Here is a 17,468-nt window from a genome sequence, read left to right on the forward strand (position 1 = left end):
GATGTTAGTCCCGCGGCTCGAGCTCGCTGGCGTCGAGCTCCTCGTCGAGGTAGGCGAGCCCTTCGTCGGTGATGGCGTACAGGCCGCGGTGGATTTGATCGAGGAGCCCATGCCGAGAGAGTTCCTTCGCACGTCGGCTGGCGTGGTCGGCGACCGGCCCGCCGAACGCCTCGATCGCGCCAGGCGTGAGGTTCCCATTTTCTCTAATAAGTTCGAGAATTCGGTCATCTGCGGGAACCATCCACTCCGCAGGCTGGCGCATTGTACCCGTGTCTGCGGAAGAGCATGGCATATCTCCACCGATGACAGACGGTTTGACAGTATCACTTATGAATATATCGCCATTCCCGAGTATTCTGACCGTACTTCTGATTAGCTGCTCAGTAATCCTGAGCAAGAACTATAAGGCATGGCTTCTAACATGCTAATCAGCCCACCTGTCCGGACTTCCACCTATACGGGCTCCAGAAAGTCCGTGGAAAGTGAAAGTCCGGCGCGTAGGAGCGCGCCGGGTGGGTCGCCGAAGACCCCCAACCAGGGGTTGAGCACGACTGACCCATGAGCACATCAGACGACAGGGCACTTAAACAAAGCCCCACGAGAAACAGTAGCACAGTAAACAGGTCTGAGAGCGACGGTGTCGGAGGCGAGGAGGCCGAAGAGAACCCGCAGGTGTTGGGCGGCCTCCAGAGCGGCAATGATCCCGAGGACCTCTGGGACACGATGGGCTCCCAGCGCCGGAGACGGTCCGTCGAATACTGCGCCACGCGCGAGGGCGTGATGATCGGCGACCTCGCCGACCACAACGCCGCGCTGGAGAACGACTGTCCTGCCGACCAGCTCGACGCCCAGCAGCGCAAGCGCGTCTACATCGCGCTCCTTCAGAACCACCTCCCGCTCCTCGACGAGGCGAACATCATCGACTGGGACGGTCCCCAGGATACGGTCTCGCGTGGCGACGAGTTCGTCACCGCACACCTCGCTGTCGAGACGATGCAGGAGATCGACGCCGGCGAGTTCCGCCGGCAAAACGAGCCGGCCGGACTCGTCGGTGGGCTAAAGGCGAAGCTGTGGGGGTCCGCATGAGCACCTCGAGCGCGTTCAAGCAGGTCGGCGACCACACGCTCCAGCATCTCTACCAGCGGCTCACCCCTGAGTGGGACTGCATCGACTGTCCGGAGCGGCACGAGAACCCCGAGGACTTCGAGGACGTGGGGTGCTCGGCATGAGCGTCGCCGAACAGCGGGAGACGTTCGAGGCGATCATCGACGCACAGGTGCTCCAGCAGACCATCGACACGCTTCAGGCGGTCGTGCAGGAGGCCATCTTCACACTCGACGAGGATGGCATCCGGGCGGCCGCGGTCGACCCCGGAAACGTCGCCATGACGCGCGTCGATCTCGACGCGGCGGCGTTCGAGTCCTACTGGGCGGACGGCGGTCGCATCGGCGTGAACCTCACGCGCCTGGACGACATCGTCAGCAAGGCGAACGCGGACGACATCATCCATCTCGAACTTGACGAGGAGACGCGGAAGCTCAACATCCGTTTCCGGAACGTCGATGTGAGCATGGCGCTGATCGACCCCGACGCGATTCGGAAAGAACCCGACCTTCCGAATCTCGACGACAAGTGGCACGCCGACCTGCACGTCGAGGCGGCCATGCTCTCGGAGGCGGTCGACATTGCTGACCTCATTTCGGACCACGTCCGCTTCCGCAGCGTCGCCGACGAGGGAGTGCTGCACGTCGAGGCGCAGGGCGACACCGACGACTCGGACGTGACCGTCGAGGGGGATGACCTCCTCCCGGGGAGCGAAATCGGCGAGGACTGCAACTCGCTTCTGTCGCTGGGTTACTTCACCGACCTGTTCAAGCCGGTTCCGAACGACGCCGAGGTGCGTCTGCGACACGGGACGGAACACCCGGTGCTGTTCGAGTACGAATTCGCCGACGGTCACGGGTTCGCTGAGGGCTTTCAGGCCCCGCGGGTCGAGGCGAGGTGACCTGGATGTGTCTACTACTGCATCCGAGCCTCAATACGTCCTCGGCGAGGCAGCACCCCAACAGGACACGTGCGCCCGCTTCGAGACAAAGGGCGGCCACGGATCGGGCGCTGGCTACGAGCGCTGGCGGAGTTATGAGTTTCGCCCGCACACCCCCCGCCGCGGCAAGGAGGACGTGTACGTCCCCCACCACCGCCTACTGGCGGTCGTCGCGTGCTACCCGCCGGACATGCCAATCGAGGACATCCTCGCGGATCTCGACGGGAAGGACGTCCACCACTCGTCGCCTGAGGTCGAGGGTGACCGTGGCGTCAAGTGGGACAACCGACCGTCGTGCCTGCACGTCATCGACCACGCAGAACACTCGTCTATCACGAACGCGCAGGTTCGCGCGTGGGCCGAGGACGACAAGGCTCGCCGGGACTCTCCCGACCCCGAACCGGACGCCGATGCATGTGTCGTCTGTGGGGCGACGGAGGAACCGTTCGGCCGGTCGCCGGACTGGGACGGCCTTCGGTGCCTGCCGTGCGCCAAGGAGGCGTCCGAGGGGGCGCCAATCGAGGTGGTCTAAGTGACTGAGCAGGTTCGCGAGCACCTCCAGCGGGCGCTCGACGCTGCGGTCACGTCCGACGCCGATCTCGACGAGGCGGAGGAGGCGTTCGATGAGTTCAAGGGACGCATCGACGACCTGCGCGTCGTCCGAGGGGAGGCATGACGCTCTCCACCTGGCAGGCGTTCGGCCTCGTGTGGGCGGTCACGCTCGGCTGCTTCGGTGCCATCGTCACCGCGGTGGTGATGCTCGGATGAGCGCCAACGAGGACCTCGTCGAGTGCTGCCCGGAGTGCGGGCGGGCGCGGATCTATAAGCTCAAACGGTCGCTCAACGGCGGCCACGCCGACCACGAGTTCGCCTACTCGTGTCGGATCTGTTCCCACAAGTTCGACGACCCCGACGAGCGGGAGCCGCGGAACGATGGCGGGATGGACCCGAACTCGCTCGCCGCCCGTCTCGACCGCGCCAGCCCGGAGGACATCGGCCTGTCGCCCGTTGGCGACCGGGGGGACGCATGAGCGCCGCCCCTTCCCGGCAGGACGAACCCGTCATCGCCGCGGGCGAGTACCCGCTCCCCGCCGTCCCGAGCCAGCACCTCCGCGAGGACCGCTGGCCATCGCGGGGCGGATCCGGCGAGGACATCCACGTCGCATGGCGCCGCGCCCGCCGGCTCGACCTCCGGCACGCCGAGGACGGCATCGAGCGCGTCCCCGCCCACGACGAGGCCCGCTACGACGACGTCACCGAGGCGGTGCTGTTCCGCCGAGACGACACGCTCACGACGTGCTACAGCGTCCGGCTGGAGCTCATCACGAACGACCACGGCCGGGCGGTCCGCGAGGCCGTCCGGGAGCAGTTCTGGCGCGATGGACAGTCGCTAAATCACCATGAGGTTCACGAACCATGAGCAAGTCCGCACAGTCAATCGAGGCCGTTCAGGCCGATACGACCGACCAGTGGATACAGGAGCACAAGGCGGAGATCGACCGCGAGGCCGACAGCGACGGCCCGCACGCCTGGGTGTTCCAGCGCATCCGTCAGGAGTCGGACTGCTGGGAGGGCGACTCGTGAGCCCCCAGCATGCTGGCGTCCTCGTCGAGGCGCTGGAGCGACTCGGAGAGGAACGCCCGCCGCTCCTGCTCGGAGAGGTCGGCCATGGCGTCTGCGAGCGAGCCGATGGCCTGCTGTTTCAGACGCCGCGTCGCCCCGTCAGCGGGCTCACCACACCGGTTGCAGTACTGGTGACCGGGAGCGAGTGGTTCGCGACAGTTCGGACAGGGGATGCGCTGGCGGTCCGGCCCGTCCTCGTCCTCCTCGACGATGCCGGCGTGGCGCCAGATCGCCTCGTTGTGCTGCTCGCCGGAGATGTGCTCGTAGGTGGCCCACATGTCGGTGTCGACCGACCAGTGGACGCGGTGCTCGATCTCGCCGCGGTCCCAGCCCTCGCGACGCATCCGCGTGATTGCCGAGTGGCGGAAGTTGTGGGGGTTGACGGGCTTGTCGATCCCCGCGTGGTCCGCGGCCTTCCGCAGCTGCCCGCGGATGTTCTGCGGGGAGATGGCACCGGCGTCGTCCTCGTCGGTGTTGTGGTTCCCGCCGATACGGTGGAAGAAGGCGACGTCCTCACGCTCCGGGCGCGGGTGCGTCGACCGGAGGTAGGTCTGGAGGATGGTCTTCGAGTCGATGATGGGGTAGGACATGACTGTCGCGCCCTTCAGGCCGGTCGCGTTCGGGTTCGGCGAGTAGGTGGCGCGGACGCCCTCGAGGTCGACGTCGCCGACGCGGAGCGACCCGACGAGCGAGAGGCGGGCGCCCGTGTCGGCGAGGAACTCGATGAGCGCGATGTCGCGGAGGTTGTTCGCCCCCTCGGCGAGTGCGGCGACGTCCTCGGGAGTAAGCATGTCCTCGGGTTCGACGTTGTTCTGTGGGGGTGCGACGAGGTCGTAGTCCTCGACCCACTCCGCCTCGACGTCGATCGTGTCGAGGAACTTCGTCACGGCGAACTGGTAGTTGCGGATGGTCCCCTCGGAGAAGCCTGGGTCGTCACCCTGCCCGAGCGCGGGATCGCGTCGCCAGTCGAAGACGTAGCTGTCGAGACCCGCCTCGTCGAGGTCGATGAGGGGCTCGTCGGTGAGGTCGGAGACACGGCGGAGATTCCGGAGGTAGACAGCGAGCGTCGACTCGGCGACGTGGCCGTCGATGGCGGTGACGAACCGCTTGATGTAGGGTCGGTCTACCTCGTCGTGGTCGTCGACGGCGTCGAGCTCCTTTCGGAGTTGCCGGCCGAAGTTCTGGAAGTCCTCCAGGTTGCCCATGGACCCGCCGACTCAGAAGAGACTTGTAAAGGTGAGCTTTGGAAAAATAGGCTTTTTGGACGTCCCAGGCCGAGGCGTATCCCCGACGAGCCGTCGGATTTCCCGGCCGCTGGTCGAAACGGGCCGGCCGTCGACTGGCGGTCTCGGGTCCACGTGGTTACGGAACGTGGACCAGTTCGTGGACTCCCGGAACTCGCTCCGCCGGCAGGTCCACGCCCGGTCGGGGCCGTCCCAACCGTGCTGGTGGCTCTCGCGGAATCGGGGAGGAACGGTAGGGGTGGGATTCGAACCACACGAGGCCGGAGTTCCGGCCTTCACCGTTTCGCGTATCGGTGATGCTCTTGCCAACGAGCGACCCTACCTCGGCGGATGCTACTCCGTGGGGCGTCGTGTTTGTTATTACGTCGGTACCGACGGTTAGAACGCGCCGTAACGGGGTCACCGGGTTCCGCTCGTCGCCGTCGCGGATTCGCCCGCTGACCGGTCCGACCGACCCGGTCGGTCCGTCCGACCCGGCCGACCCCACTGGCTGGGGGACTGGGGACTGAACGTCGTCGGAGACGCGTATCACGACAGGGGAGCGTTTTTGCGGCGCGACCACGTTTGGACGACGTATGAGCGAGGACGCCCAGGCCGCCGCCGGCGCCGCCGGCGGGCGACGATACGATCCCGACGCCGAGCACGCCTTCCCCGACGGGAAGTTGAACGAGGTGTTCGAGGCGATCCGCGACGACCCGGAGATCCACACCTACCTGCGCGCACAGAACGTGAACGCGGTCACCCGGAAGGGGTACAACGACCACGGCGCGAAACACATCGAGATCGTCCGCAACCACGCCCTGCGGCTGTACGACCTGCTGAAACGCGGCGGCGTGGAGTTCAACGGCGCCGCCCAGCAGGGGCTCGCGGAGGCCGACGAGGCGGTCATCATCGCGCTCGCGGCCACCCTCCACGACATCGGCCACGTCGTCCACCGGGACGAGCACGCCTACTACTCGATCCCGCTCGCGGCCGACGTGCTCGACCGGTTCCTCGAGCAGTTCTACGACACGTCCGAGGCCGTCCGCATGAAGGGCGAGGTGCTCCACGCCATCCTCTGTCACCACACCGAGGAGGACCCGCTCACCCGCGAGGCGGGCGTCATCCGCGTCGCCGACGGCCTCGACATGGAGCGCGGCCGGTCCAGGATGCCCTACGAGAAGGGCGGGCGCGGGATCAACACCCTCTCCTCGCAGGCCATCCGTCACGTCGAACTCAACCCCGGCACCGGCGAGAACGAGGACGTCCCCGTGTTCGTCGACATCGAGATGGTGAACGCCGCGGGCGTCTATCAGGTCGACAACCTCCTGAAGGCGAAGCTGAAGGACTCGCTCATCGACGAGTACGTCCGCATCGTCGCCATCAACACGAAGGCCGACGACCAGCTCGTCGAGCGCATCGAGCTGTAATCCCGAACCGGCGCTCCGTCCGACCCGTTCTCCCGCGGAGGCGTTCTTCGGTCGGTCCCCCGACCGCACCTCATCGAACCCCCGCGGCTGCCGCCTCCGGGACCCTTTTCAACGGCCGCGCGGTGTTTCGAACCGAAACGAGGATAGCCACAGGTGGCACGCTTCGGCAACTCCGTCGCGCTCCTCCGGAACAGGGAGTTCGCGGCGCTCGCGGGGACGGCGTTCGCGCGCAGTCAGGCGTACTCGACCATCCTCATCGCGCTCGCGCTGTACGCGGAGGCGTTCGGCACGACGGGGTTCGTCGAGGGGCTGTTCGGCACGGCGTTCGCGCTCGTCCAGCTCTGCATCGTGCTCCCGCTCGGCCGAAAGGTCGACACGGGGAACGCGAAGCGCTACCTGCTCGCCGGCTTCCTCGTCAACGTCGCGACGTTCGTCGGGTTCGTGCTCGTCCAGAGCCCCGAACACGTCATCCTCGTCCGGATGGTCCAGGGGCTCGGCGCGTCGATGCTTTGGATCACCGGCGCGACGGTCGTCGGCGAGATCAGCCCCGACGGCGAGCGCGGGCGCTGGCTCGGCTCGTACAACCAGTTCGCCTCGGTCTCCTCGCTCGCGGGCGATCTGCTCGGCGGCTACCTGCTGTACGCGTACGGCTTCACCGAGACGTACGTCGTCCTCACGCTCATCACGCTGGCGACGTTCGTGCTCGTCTACGCCTTCCTCCGGGACGACCCCGGCGGCCGGAAGGACCCCGAGGAAGCGGGGGGGATCGAGACGTTCCGCTCGCTCGTCGGCCTCGGGATGCTCCGCGCGCTGGTCACCTTTCGGTTCACCTTCAGCGTCGGCAAGATGGCCGTCATCATCTTCCTCCCCATCTACGCGCGGACGGAGTTCGGCATCTCCGCGTTCGCCATCGGCTGGATCATGGCCGGCGGGAAGGCGACGAAGGCGCTGACGCAGGGGTTCGTCGGCGACCTCACCGACCGGCTTGGCCGGAAACACCACTTCGTCGCCGTGGGGGCGCTCACGTACGGACTCGGGACGGCGGCAATCCCGCTCGCGGCCCACTTCGAGGGGACGCTCGACCCGGTCGAGATCACGTACCTCGGGGACACGCAGGTGCTCGGCGGCGCGTTCTTCGCGCTGTTCGCGGCCTACTCCGTCCTCGGTATCGCCGACTCCATCCGCCTCCCGGCGAGCATGGCGCTGTTCGTCGAGGAGGGCGAGCAGTACGACTCCGTCGCGAGCGCGATGTCGCTCCGCTCGATCTCCTGGAAGGTCGGACAGGTCGTCGGCCCGGTCGTCGTCGGCACGGTGATGGACATCGTCTCGACGGAGGCCGGGTTCCTCCTCGCCGCGGGGTTCATCGGCTTCGCGACGACCGCGTTCGTGATCCAGTCGCGCTTGGCCGCACGGGCGGAGCGGCGGGCGGCGGCCACCTCGGCCGTCGGCGACGACTGAGACGCACGGCCCGCTCGCCGATCGTACGAACCGACCCGGGCCACGTCGGCGCCTCGACCCCCCTGGGAACGGCGCCCCGGGGTTCGGTGGCGTCCGGCCGTCGACCACCTGTTTGCGGAACGCGTCCGGTCGTCGACACGGTGCGTTCCGCCTCCACGTGTCACTTTCCGTGAGTTCTAGCGCAGTCACCGACAATCGTTAACACGGGATTTCGCGTCTAGGATGGCGGGAGGACACACATGGGAACCGACGCCGTCGTGTACCACGACCCGTACGACGTATCGGTCGAGGAAGTCGAGGACCCCGAACTGGAGGGGCCCAACGACGCGCTCGTCGAGGTGACGACGACGGCCATCTGCGGGTCGGACCTCCACATGTACGAGGGGCGGGCGGGCGCCGATCCGGGGATGGTGTTCGGCCACGAGTTCATGGGCACCGTCCGGGAGGTCGGCGAGGGGGTCGAGACCCTCTCGCCGGGGGATCGCGTGGTGCTCCCGTTCAACGTCTCGTGTGGTCACTGCCGCAACTGCGAGGCGGGGTACACCGGGTTCTGCACGAACGTGGAATCCGACTCCCCGGGAGCGGCGTACGGCTACGTGAACATGGGCCCGTACCGGGGCGGCCAGGCCGAGAGCGTACGCGTTCCGTACGCCGACTTCAACGCGCTCGAACTTCCGGAGGGCGACGAACACGAGGACGACTTCATCCTCCTCGCCGACGTGTTCCCGACGGGCTGGCACGGTACGGAACTCGCCGACCTGCAGCCCGGCGAGTCGATCGCCGTCTACGGCGCGGGGCCGGTCGGCACGATGGCCGCCTACAGCGCCAAACTCAGGGGCGCCTCGGAGATCTACGTCGTCGACCGCGTCGAGAGCCGGCTCGAGATGGTCGAGGAGCACTGCGACGCCGTCCCGATAAACTTCGAGGAAGACGACCCGGCCGAGCGGATAAAGGAACGTCACGGCGGCGGGGTGGACAGGGGCGTCGACGCCGTGGGGTACCAGGCGATCGAGGGGGACAGGGAGGGGGACAGCCCCTACGACGCCGCCCGCGAGAACCCCTCGATCGTCCTCAACCACCTCGTCGACACCGTTCGCGCGACGGGGAAGATCGGCGTCGTCGGCGTGTACGTCTCCGCGGACCCGAACGCGCCCGAACAGGTCGAGCAGCAGGGGAAACTGGACCTCGCGTTCGGGAAACTGTTCGAGAAGGGGCTGCGCTTCGGCACCGGTCAGTGTGACGTGAAGCGGTACAACCGGCGGCTCCGCGACATGATCGTCGACGGGGTCGCGGAGCCGAGCTTCCTCGTCTCACACCGCGTCTCCCTCGAGGACGCGCCGGAGATGTACGAGCGGTTCGACGAGCGCGAGGAGGGGGTCACGAAGGTCCTCCTCACGCCGTGAACCGCGGGGGGCGCGTCGCGGCGACGTGGATTGCTCCGTACCTCGCTTCGCCCGGGGAGTGCGCCGGCCGGGATTTGAACCCGGGTCGTTGGCTTGGAAGGCCAAAGTCATACCAGCTAGACCACCGGCGCTCGACTTCCGCGCTCGCGCGCCGGGATCGACGAACCGACGGGTTCGCTCGCCACCGGCGCTCGCGAGTCGTTCGAACGTATCGGCAGCAGGAATAAGGACCTTCCCCTTTCGGTCAGTCGTCGGCGGCCGCCTCCTCCGCGTCGACCTCGGTCCGGGGACCGGCGGCGTGGCCCTCGTGGGCCACAGCGGTCGCCAGCAACTCCGGCGAGATGGCCGGGACGTCCGACTCGTCCACCGGCCCGAGCCGCTCGATCTCCTCGGTCGAGCGCGGGAACGGCCGGAGGTCCATGTGGATGGCGATGCCCGCCTTCGCGCCCTCGCCCATCGCGACCGGGATCTGGTTGTGGCCCGGCGTGAGGTCGCCGACCGCGTACACCCCGTCGCGGCTCGTTCGTCCGTGGTCGTCGACCTCGATCGTGCCGCCCTCGGTCCGCTCGAGGTCCAGGCCGTCGGCGAGGTCGGCGTTGTACTCCGACCCGTACATCGGGAACCCGCCGCGGTACTCCCGGGTCGTCCCGTCCGCGAACTCGAACGACTCCAGCCAGCCGTCCCCGTCCTTGTTCATCCCCGTGATCTCCTCGTGGACGACGCCGACGGGGTGGTTCTCCAGCATCGTCGCCGCGTCCTCGCTCCACGTCGGCTCGTCGCCCCGCGTGAGCACGTCCACACGGTCGGTGAAGTTCAGCATGATCATCGCGACGTACGCCGCGGAGTCGCCCGCACCCATCACGTACACCGGCTCGTCGACGAACATGTACGCGTCACAGTGGAGACAGTAGTGGAGCCCCCGTCCCGTCGGGGGAAGCGGCGGGTCCGGCCGCCGGTCGGAGAAGCCGGTGGCGAGCACGACCCTGCGGACGGCGTACTCCCCGTCACCGGCGACGACGCGGAAGCCGGCTTCCCCCGCGCCCTCGTCGCCCTCCTCGAGGCCGCTGCCGTTCCCCCCGTCGCGAGCGGACACGTCCTCCACGAACGTCCGTTCGTAGTCGGCTCCGTACGACTCCACCTGTTCGCGCGCCGTCCGCAGGAACTCGGCGCCGCTCGTCTCCTCGGTGACGCCGACGACGTTGTGGGTGTCCCGCATCATCGCCGCGCGCCCGCCGCCGCGGTCGAAGACCGCAGTGTCGAGCCCCAGTCGAGTCGTGTACAGCGCCGCGGTCAGCCCCGCCGGGCCGCCGCCGACGACGACGACGTCGTAGTCGAACTCGTCGCTCATACGCCACCGTTCGGGCGGCCACGGTTAAAGTCGCGTCCGTCCGTGCGCCGGCCCCGGGCAGCCGTCACCGGGGGGGGCGACGACCGCGTAGCAGTTCCCGCTGGAGACGAACGCCTCGACCGTCCGGAGGGCGCTCGCGTCGAGGTCGGACCGGAACTCGTCGGGGTCGTAGACGTGGTAGTACCGGGGGACCGTCTCCCCGCCCGGGAGCGTCCAGTCGACGGCCGTGTCGAACCCCTCCTCCCGGTCGAACCGCTCGCTCTCGGTGCTCCACGCGCTGACCAGCCCACGCCCGCCGGGAGCGAGCACCCGCGAGAGTTCGGAGAGCGAGCCGACCCGGCGCTCCCGCGTCCCGAGGTGGTGGAGCGCGGCGACGTAGACGGCCACCTCGAACGCGTCCTCGCGGAACGGGAGCGTCGCGGCGTCCCCCCGTACCGCCGCGAACTGCCCGAGGTAACTCCGCTCCCGGGCCCGGTCGACGGCCTCCCGGAGGAGCCCCCCGCTCACGTCGACGCCCACGACGTGCTCGACGCGGTCCGCGAGCGCCTCGACGTGGCGTCCGTTCCCGCAACCGACGTCCAGGCCGCGGCGGGCCGTCCGACCCTCGAGGAACGACTCCACCTCCGGCCACGGGTACGCCCTCGTCTCCGCGAAGTGGGACGCGATCCGGTCGTACGTCGCCGCCGTCGAACGGGGCGTCGAGTCGACGCCTTCCGCCGCGTTATCGGCGGTATCCGCGTCGTGGTTCCCCGTGGTCTCCGCCTCCCGGTCGTCGCTCACGGGCCGATCACCGCGAAGGTGACGTATGCCGCGAGGAGCATCACGCACGCGTGTTTCACGCCGTCCGCGGGGCGTCCCTCGCCGAGCTGGCCCGCGACGAGCCCCGAACAGATCGCCTGGACGACCGCGGCGTGGTAGAACAGGAGCACGTACGCCCCGGTCGGGACGTCCTCGATCCCGCCGAAGACGCCCATCGACGTCCCCGGAACGCCGCCCGTCGACCCGGAGAGCCCGGCGTTCTCGATCGCCGGGACGAACGAGACGGACAGCGCGGCCACGATGCCGAGGAACACGGCGAACGAGACGTAGATGACGAGCAGGTAGGTGACCATCACCTGCCGGCGCTCCCTGCGCAGCCGCTGGGTCGCGCGCGTCTCGTCGGCGGCGATCTCGAGCACCGGCGCGACGTCGTCGCTCGCCTCGATCGCGTTCGTGACGAGCGCGACCGCGCGGGAGACCGCCGGCGAGTTCACCCGCCCCTCCATGCGTTCGAGCGCCGTCGAGACGTCGGCACCCCACTGGACGTCGCGCCAGGTCCGCCGGAGTTCGGGCGTCAGGGCCCCGAGGTCGGTCCGCGTGAGCCGTCGGACGCTCCCGACGACGGTGAGGCCGGCCTCGTTGACGCTCGCCATCCGATCGAGGAAGTCGGGCACCGCCCGTTCGATCGCCCTCGTCCGCCGCTTGTCGAGTTCGTAGGCCAGTCCGAAGCCGACCAGCACGAACAGCGTCGCCTCGACGGCGGGCGAGTCGAGCGCCCGGAGGGCCGAAAGCGGCGAGAGCGGGATCGGTTCCGCCCGGAACCACACCCACCAGAGCCCGACGGGGACGGTGAGCAGCGCCGTCGTCGCAGGCCGGTCGAGCAGGGTCTCCCCCGGTCGGCGGAGCAGACCGAGTAGCCGATCGAACCGGTCGTAGGCGGCGAGTCGCTCCCGATTCGCGGTCCACCCGTCGGTCCCGTTCGCGTCACGTCCGGCGGCTCCGCCGTCCGCCCTCGTGGTTTCCGCGTCGGCCGCGTCGGCCGCTCCGGCCGCCTCCCCGTCGCCCGTCGCCCGGACGTTCGCCGCGAGGAGGCGACGCGGGTCGGGGTCGGCGTCCGACCGCCGACCGCCGGAGGCGTCCCGGGTGATCGAACCGACGTAGAGGACGAACGCGGCGCTCGCGACCGGGAGGCCGCCGTAGACGATCGCCCGGAGCAGGTCGGTCGTGTCCTGGAGGACGAGGCCGACGACGACGAGGATGGTGACGAGAAACAGCGGGCCGGCGACCAGCACCGTGACGTACGCCTCCGCGAACGTCGAGAGCAGTTCGAGATACCGTTCCTGCCGGGACTCCGCCTCGTCCTGGTAGCGCTCGTACTGGCCCTCGAGGAACTCGGAGAGGTTCCGACCGCTCCCGAGCACCGACGAGAGGTTCTCGCCGAACTCGGCCATGTTCGTCGACGGGGTCCGCCGCGCCATCCGTTCCATCGCGGTGAGCACGTCCGTCCCGAAGTCGTTCATGTCCCGCACGGCGACGCCGAGTTCCCTCGCCGCCTCGCCGTAGGCCGCCTCGTTCTCGGCCAGGGTGTCGAGCACGGCCGGGAACGACATGCCTGACCTGGAGAGCGCGTAGACGAACGCCACCGTCCGGGGGAGCGTCGCCTCGATCCGCCCGGCCCTGACGTCCGCCCGATGGTCGAGCCGGGTCCAGCGGAGGGCGTAGGTCGCGAGCGCCGACCCGGCGCCGACCGTCGCCGCCGAGACCAGCAGCAGCGGGAACAGGTCGACCATCCCGAGTTCGTCGACCCGCGTGAGGTCCGCCAGGAACGACAGCGCCGCGGGAAGCGCGCCACGGAGCGCGTCGCCGCCGACGCTGAGCGCGGCGAGCAGGAGCGCCATCCCGTAGACGCCGAGGACGCTCCCTGCGACGCCCGCGATGCCCGCGTACAGCAGCGTCTTCGACGCGTACGCCCGGTGCGTGACGCCGGCGTGAGCCGCACGGAGCCGCTCCAGTTGCTCGCGCTTCCGGGGGCTCTCGTCGGCGACGTACGTCCCGAAGAGCGCGAGCGATACCCTCGTCAGCGACAGGTCGACGCGCGGGCTGAACCGGGCCAGCGCCACGGGGGCGGAGACGAGGGCGACGAACACGAGCGGCAGGACGACGGCGACACCGACCATCGGTTACCCGCCGCGGTCCCCCGCGTCGTCCGTCCCCGGCTCCCGTTCCGGTCCGTTCGTTCCGCCGTCCACCCCGCCGGGCCCGTGCTCGTCGGGTTGGACCCCCTCGGACCCGGACTCGGCCCCGACCGTTCCCAGGGGCTCGTCCGCCTCGAGCCGTTCCATCACGCGGTCGGCGTCCGCGTAGTACTCGTTGACGAGCGCCGTGAAGCGGCGGTAGTCGTTGACGCCGCGTTCCCCCAGGCGTTCGAGGAACGCCTCGCGGTTCCGGAGTTCCCGGAGCAGTTCGGCGCGGGACCACCCACGTTCGTCCTGGATCTCCGCCAGGAGGTCCGACTCGTTCGACCGGAACGAGTCGGACTCCGGGTCCCACGCGAACGACGAGGAGTAGTCGAGTTCTCCGGTCCGCTGGTCGATGCCGCCGATCTCGCCGACGGTCCGTGCGCGTCGGACCCGCCCCTCGTCGAACCGGGTCAGCGTCTGGACCGAGAGGACGTCGAGGCTCTGAACCATCGCGCGGGGGACGTTGATCGGGTCGTTCTCGAGGCGGTTGATCACCGTCTCGATGGAGTCGGCGTGCATCGTGGAGAACGTCGTGTGGCCCGTGTTCATCGCCTGGAACAGGGTGACCGCCTCCGCGCCCCGCACCTCGCCGACGACGATGTACTCGGGCCTGTGGCGGAGCGCGGAGCGCAGCAGGTCGTACATGTCGATGTCCGTCCCCTCGTGGAGGCGCTCGCGGGTGACCGAGGAGAGCCAGTTGTCGTGGTACAGCGAGAGCTCCCGGGTGTCCTCGATCGTGAGCACCTTCGAGCGCGGCGGGATGAACATCGACACCGCGTTCATCGAGGTCGTCTTGCCCGAGGCCGTCCCCCCGGCGAATATGAGGCTCTTGTTGTGCTCGATGCAGAGCCAGAAGTACGCCATCTGCTCGACGCTGAAGGTGCCGTACTCGATCAGGTCGATCGGCGTGAACGGCTCCTCCGCGTACTGGCGGATGGTGAACGCCGATCCCCGCGGGGTCACCTCCTCGCCGAGCGCCAGTTCCGCGCGGGAGCCGTCCGGCAGCGTCGTCTCGACGATGGGGTCGCCGACCGAGATGTGTCGCCCGGACTGCTGGGCGAGCCTGACGACGTAGTCGTCCAGTTCCTCCCGGCCGAACGCGACGTTCGTCCGGACGTCGGTGTACTCGTCGTGGTAGACGAAGATCGGCAGGTCGTAGCCGTCACAGGAGACGTCCTCGATGTGCCGGTCGTTGAGCAGCGGGTCGATCCTGCCGAACCCGCGGAAGTCGCGCGCGAGGTAGTACAGGACGGAGTGGAACGTCCGCATGTCACACTCCACGCCGTACCCCTCGAGGAGCGCCTCCAGTTCCCCCCGGAGGACGTTCTCGTAATCCGCCCCGTCGTCCGAGCGGTACAACAGCGGGTCGCGGATGTCGTCGACGACCCGCCGCAGGAGCGACAGTTCGAACCCGTCCAGGTCCGGTTCGACGGCGTGATAGCGGTGCTCGCTCGCCTCCGAATCGTAGCTGACGACGACGTAGGCGTACGGTGCGTTCACCCAGTAGCGCTCGATCTCCTCGTGCGCGTCCGGGAGCGTGTGCGAGGCGAACGGACCGTCATCGCCGGGGTCGAGCGGCCGGACGTCGACGTCCGTCCCGCGGAGCATCTCCACCGTCCGGCCGATGCGGTGGCGGAGCTCGGCGAGCCGACCCCCTCCACCGTCGCCGTCAGCCAGGTCCCCCGACATGCGGTTGTCGTCGGCGGTTCGGCGCACCCCTACTTAAATCCGGCACCACGTCCGGCCGTCGCGTGGGGCCGGACCTGGCCGTTCGTCGCCGGCGGGGACGACGCTGGTTCGGCTCAGGTGACCTGCTCGGCCCGCAGTAGCACGGCCCCGAACGCGAGGTAGAACGCGACGCCGACGGGGATCGAGATGCCGTCCAGCCCGCCGCCGCCGAGGTCGACGCCGAGGACGCCCCCCACGAGCAGCGCCGACGCGGCCGCGAAGACGACGCCGCAGGCGACGAGCAGGCCGCCGAGGACCGACACCGGGTCGACCGGCCACGACTCGGCCCGTTCCTCCTCCCGGTAGTAGTACGCCGAGACGGCGAGCGCGACGGCGAGGAGCGCGGCGCCGACGAGCCACGCTGCGTAGGCGTCCGCGACGGGCTGTCCGGCCTGGAGCCGGTAGGCCGAGACGGGGTCGCGGACGCTCGTCGCCTCGGTGAACGGGACGCCGAACGCGTACTGGATCTCGAGCAGCGGGAACCGGACGAGCAGGACGCTCCCCCCGAAGGCGTCCCCGTACAGGACATTCCAGGGGATGAGCGCGGCGAACCACGTCGAGACCACCGCGAGTTCGCCGGCGTACTCGGAGCGGACCCAGACCATACGTCGCCGGGAACGCCGGGTGACATAAAACCGCCCGAACCGCTCCCACCCGGGGTCCAGGCGGCTTCCCGGCCCCGCCAGCGGCGGTACGTTCATACCCACGTACGCCAATTCTCCGGTACGGAATGAGGCGCGACTACTTCGAGCTGGACGTGGAGCAGGTCGACTGGGTCGACACCGACGGGGAGCCGCGGCAGCCCCGCGTGTACATCGACTTTCACGGTCCGGACGGGTTGCTCAGGGACCGTCTCACCGGCTCGGACGGCGAACTCCTCGAGGCCGAGGAGACCGACGTCGCGTTCCGCCTCCGGGAGTCACACGAGGGGAACCCGAGTGCGAAGGGGGTCGTCGGCGTGACGAACCGCATCACGGGCGACTTCGTGCTCGAACTCAACGAGGAGGCCGACGACGTCCTCCGGTTCATCCGCGCTGCCCGGGAGTACGGTCGCCACGACGCGAGCGACGGAAGCTACCGGGTCGAGATCTCGGTCGACGGGGAGCGGCTCGTCACCTACGAGAAGCGGACGTTCCTCGTGTACGACCGCGAGGGGAACCTGCTCCGCCGGGAGAGTCTCATCCCGCCGGGCGTCGAACTGTAGCGGCGTGGAGACGTCGCGCCGGGTTCCCCCGCGGGACCTCCCCGGCTCCGGTCGGAACCGCAAGGTCCATCCCGCCCTCGGCGCGTACCGGCGTGCGTGAAGAACGTCACCGACCGCGTGTCGAACCCGTTCGGGATGAGCCCGGACTGCGACCGGTTCGTGCCGGGCTACGGCGACGCGAACGCCGACTTCCACGTCGTCGGTGACCACCCGGGCGCCCACGGCGGCGTCGAGACGGGGGTGCCGTTCACGGGGACGCCCGCGGCCGAACGCCTGCAGGACGCGCTCGCGGAGGGAGGGCTCCTCCGGGCGACCGGCGACACCCCCGAGGTGGCGTCGACGTTCCTCTCGTATCTCCACATGTGCGTGCCCGACGGCGAGCCGACGCCCGCGGCGTACGCCGACATGGAGCGCTTCTTCGACGCGGAACTCAGGGCGATCGCGGCCCACGTCCTGCTCCCCGTGGGCGAGCGGGCGACCGAGCACGTCCTCGAGACGTACACCGCGCAGGCCTGGAAGACGGACGTCGACATGGCGGAGCTCCACGGGACCGAACTCCGGGGGTCGGGGTGGCTCGTGCTGCCGATCCGGGACCCGCGCGAGTGGGACGGGACGGACGGCCCCGAACTCGTCGAGTCGCTTCGGACCCTCCGGTCGACCGACTTCCGGCGCGTCTCCGACCTCGGCCGGTTCCTCCCGGGCGAGGACCCGTACCTCGTTCGGTGAGCGGCCCTCGGTCGTCAAGTATTGTCGCTCCACCACGGTTATTTGTGACTCCCCCACCCACCGACTCACGGCGGTCATCCGGACGCGTCTGACTGTCAGACCGCACGCGTACCGACGAACTGACCGTCCGCGATTGGTGCTCGCCGGCCGATTCCGGCCGGCACCCGCTTTACCGTCGCCGTCCCGAACCCCACAGCACGGCGTTTCCCCGTTCCGGACGCGTCGCGGCCGACGGGGAGTCGGCTACCTCCACCGGGATGGGAACCCTCTTGCGGCAGGGTG

Annotated in this window: 20 protein-coding genes and 1 tRNA gene; 13 read left to right on the forward strand and 8 right to left on the reverse strand. The window is 69.1% G+C overall.

Going from position 1 to position 17,468, the window contains the following annotated elements:
* Positions 1 to 4: 4 nt before the first annotated feature.
* Complete coding sequence (locus tag HUG12_RS14425; RefSeq protein WP_179269443.1) at positions 5 to 262, reverse strand: type IV toxin-antitoxin system AbiEi family antitoxin domain-containing protein; 258 nt, start codon at positions 260 to 262, stop codon at positions 5 to 7.
* A 296-nt stretch (positions 263 to 558) separates the two neighbouring features.
* Between HUG12_RS14425 and HUG12_RS14430 the strand changes: the two genes are divergently transcribed.
* The 8 genes from HUG12_RS14430 to HUG12_RS14465 all read left to right on the forward strand — a co-directional run bounded on the left by HUG12_RS14430 (position 559) and on the right by HUG12_RS14465 (position 3,628).
* Positions 559 to 1,086, forward strand: a complete 528-nt coding sequence (locus HUG12_RS14430) for a DUF7344 domain-containing protein (protein ID WP_179269444.1) — start codon at positions 559 to 561, stop codon at positions 1,084 to 1,086.
* Entirely contained in the window at positions 1,083 to 1,229 is a 147-nt protein-coding gene (locus tag HUG12_RS14435) for a hypothetical protein (protein ID WP_179269445.1), read from the forward strand. Before HUG12_RS14430 ends, HUG12_RS14435 begins: the two co-directional genes overlap by 4 nt.
* On the forward strand, positions 1,226 to 2,005 hold the full coding sequence (locus HUG12_RS14440) for a DNA polymerase sliding clamp (RefSeq protein ID WP_179269446.1): 780 nt from the start codon (positions 1,226 to 1,228) through the stop codon (positions 2,003 to 2,005). The genes HUG12_RS14435 and HUG12_RS14440 overlap by 4 nt, the downstream gene beginning before the upstream one ends.
* Before the next feature lie 7 nt (positions 2,006 to 2,012).
* Positions 2,013 to 2,576: a hypothetical protein gene (locus tag HUG12_RS14445; RefSeq protein ID WP_179269447.1), complete on the forward strand. Its 564-nt coding sequence runs from the start codon at positions 2,013 to 2,015 to the stop codon at positions 2,574 to 2,576.
* On the forward strand, positions 2,577 to 2,720 hold the full coding sequence (locus HUG12_RS14450) for a hypothetical protein (RefSeq protein WP_179269448.1): 144 nt from the start codon (positions 2,577 to 2,579) through the stop codon (positions 2,718 to 2,720).
* Between the two features lie 88 nt (positions 2,721 to 2,808).
* Positions 2,809 to 3,075: a hypothetical protein gene (locus HUG12_RS14455; protein WP_179269449.1), complete on the forward strand. Its 267-nt coding sequence runs from the start codon at positions 2,809 to 2,811 to the stop codon at positions 3,073 to 3,075.
* On the forward strand, positions 3,072 to 3,464 hold the full coding sequence (locus tag HUG12_RS14460) for a hypothetical protein (RefSeq protein WP_179269450.1): 393 nt from the start codon (positions 3,072 to 3,074) through the stop codon (positions 3,462 to 3,464). Before HUG12_RS14455 ends, HUG12_RS14460 begins: the two co-directional genes overlap by 4 nt.
* Entirely contained in the window at positions 3,461 to 3,628 is a 168-nt protein-coding gene (locus HUG12_RS14465) for a hypothetical protein (RefSeq protein WP_179269451.1), read from the forward strand. Before HUG12_RS14460 ends, HUG12_RS14465 begins: the two co-directional genes overlap by 4 nt.
* Here HUG12_RS14465 and HUG12_RS14470 read toward each other — a convergent pair.
* Complete coding sequence (locus HUG12_RS14470; RefSeq protein ID WP_179269452.1) at positions 3,595 to 4,872, reverse strand: site-specific integrase; 1,278 nt, start codon at positions 4,870 to 4,872, stop codon at positions 3,595 to 3,597. The two genes, HUG12_RS14465 and HUG12_RS14470, sit on opposite strands and share 34 nt — an antisense overlap.
* 614 nt (positions 4,873 to 5,486) lie before the next feature.
* Between HUG12_RS14470 and HUG12_RS14475 the strand changes: the two genes are divergently transcribed.
* From HUG12_RS14475 to HUG12_RS14485, 3 genes are all read left to right on the forward strand, one after another.
* Positions 5,487 to 6,320: an HD domain-containing protein gene (locus HUG12_RS14475; RefSeq protein WP_179269453.1), complete on the forward strand. Its 834-nt coding sequence runs from the start codon at positions 5,487 to 5,489 to the stop codon at positions 6,318 to 6,320.
* Positions 6,321 to 6,473: 153 nt separating this feature from the next.
* Complete coding sequence (locus tag HUG12_RS14480) at positions 6,474 to 7,778, forward strand: MFS transporter (protein WP_179269454.1); 1,305 nt, start codon at positions 6,474 to 6,476, stop codon at positions 7,776 to 7,778.
* A 239-nt stretch (positions 7,779 to 8,017) separates the two neighbouring features.
* The gene (locus HUG12_RS14485) at positions 8,018 to 9,181 is read left to right on the forward strand and encodes a glutathione-independent formaldehyde dehydrogenase (RefSeq protein WP_179269455.1); all 1,164 of its coding nucleotides are present in this window, start codon (positions 8,018 to 8,020) and stop codon (positions 9,179 to 9,181) included.
* A gap of 59 nt (positions 9,182 to 9,240) precedes the next feature.
* Here HUG12_RS14485 and HUG12_RS14490 read toward each other — a convergent pair.
* The 6 genes from HUG12_RS14490 to HUG12_RS14515 form a co-directional block, all read right to left on the reverse strand.
* Positions 9,241 to 9,312: transfer RNA gene (locus HUG12_RS14490), tRNA-Gly, on the reverse strand.
* 113 nt (positions 9,313 to 9,425) lie between these two features.
* On the reverse strand, positions 9,426 to 10,529 hold the full coding sequence (locus HUG12_RS14495) for an NAD(P)/FAD-dependent oxidoreductase (protein WP_179269456.1): 1,104 nt from the start codon (positions 10,527 to 10,529) through the stop codon (positions 9,426 to 9,428).
* Between the two features lie 24 nt (positions 10,530 to 10,553).
* Positions 10,554 to 11,195 carry a class I SAM-dependent methyltransferase gene (locus HUG12_RS14500; protein ID WP_246308208.1) on the reverse strand — a complete coding sequence of 214 codons (642 nt, stop codon included), beginning with the start codon at positions 11,193 to 11,195 and terminating at the stop codon, positions 10,554 to 10,556.
* A 110-nt stretch (positions 11,196 to 11,305) separates the two neighbouring features.
* Positions 11,306 to 13,465 (reverse strand): type II secretion system F family protein, encoded by a 2,160-nt coding sequence (locus HUG12_RS14505; protein WP_179269458.1) that lies wholly within the window; start codon positions 13,463 to 13,465, stop codon positions 11,306 to 11,308.
* Between the two features lie 3 nt (positions 13,466 to 13,468).
* Complete coding sequence (locus HUG12_RS14510; RefSeq protein WP_179269459.1) at positions 13,469 to 15,217, reverse strand: type II/IV secretion system ATPase subunit; 1,749 nt, start codon at positions 15,215 to 15,217, stop codon at positions 13,469 to 13,471.
* Between the two features lie 113 nt (positions 15,218 to 15,330).
* Positions 15,331 to 15,861 (reverse strand): DUF7549 family protein, encoded by a 531-nt coding sequence (locus HUG12_RS14515; RefSeq protein ID WP_179269460.1) that lies wholly within the window; start codon positions 15,859 to 15,861, stop codon positions 15,331 to 15,333.
* A gap of 125 nt (positions 15,862 to 15,986) precedes the next feature.
* On the opposite strand from HUG12_RS14515, the gene HUG12_RS14520 reads away from it, so the two are divergent.
* Both HUG12_RS14520 and HUG12_RS14525 read left to right on the forward strand, forming a co-directional pair.
* Entirely contained in the window at positions 15,987 to 16,460 is a 474-nt protein-coding gene (locus tag HUG12_RS14520) for a DUF5793 family protein (RefSeq protein WP_179269461.1), read from the forward strand.
* A 96-nt stretch (positions 16,461 to 16,556) separates the two neighbouring features.
* On the forward strand, positions 16,557 to 17,186 hold the full coding sequence (locus HUG12_RS14525) for a uracil-DNA glycosylase family protein (protein WP_179269462.1): 630 nt from the start codon (positions 16,557 to 16,559) through the stop codon (positions 17,184 to 17,186).
* The last annotated feature ends 282 nt before the right edge of the window (positions 17,187 to 17,468 follow it).

The organism is Halorarum salinum (assembly GCF_013402875.1).
Classification (GTDB): Archaea; Halobacteriota; Halobacteria; order Halobacteriales; family Haloferacaceae; genus Halorarum; species Halorarum salinum.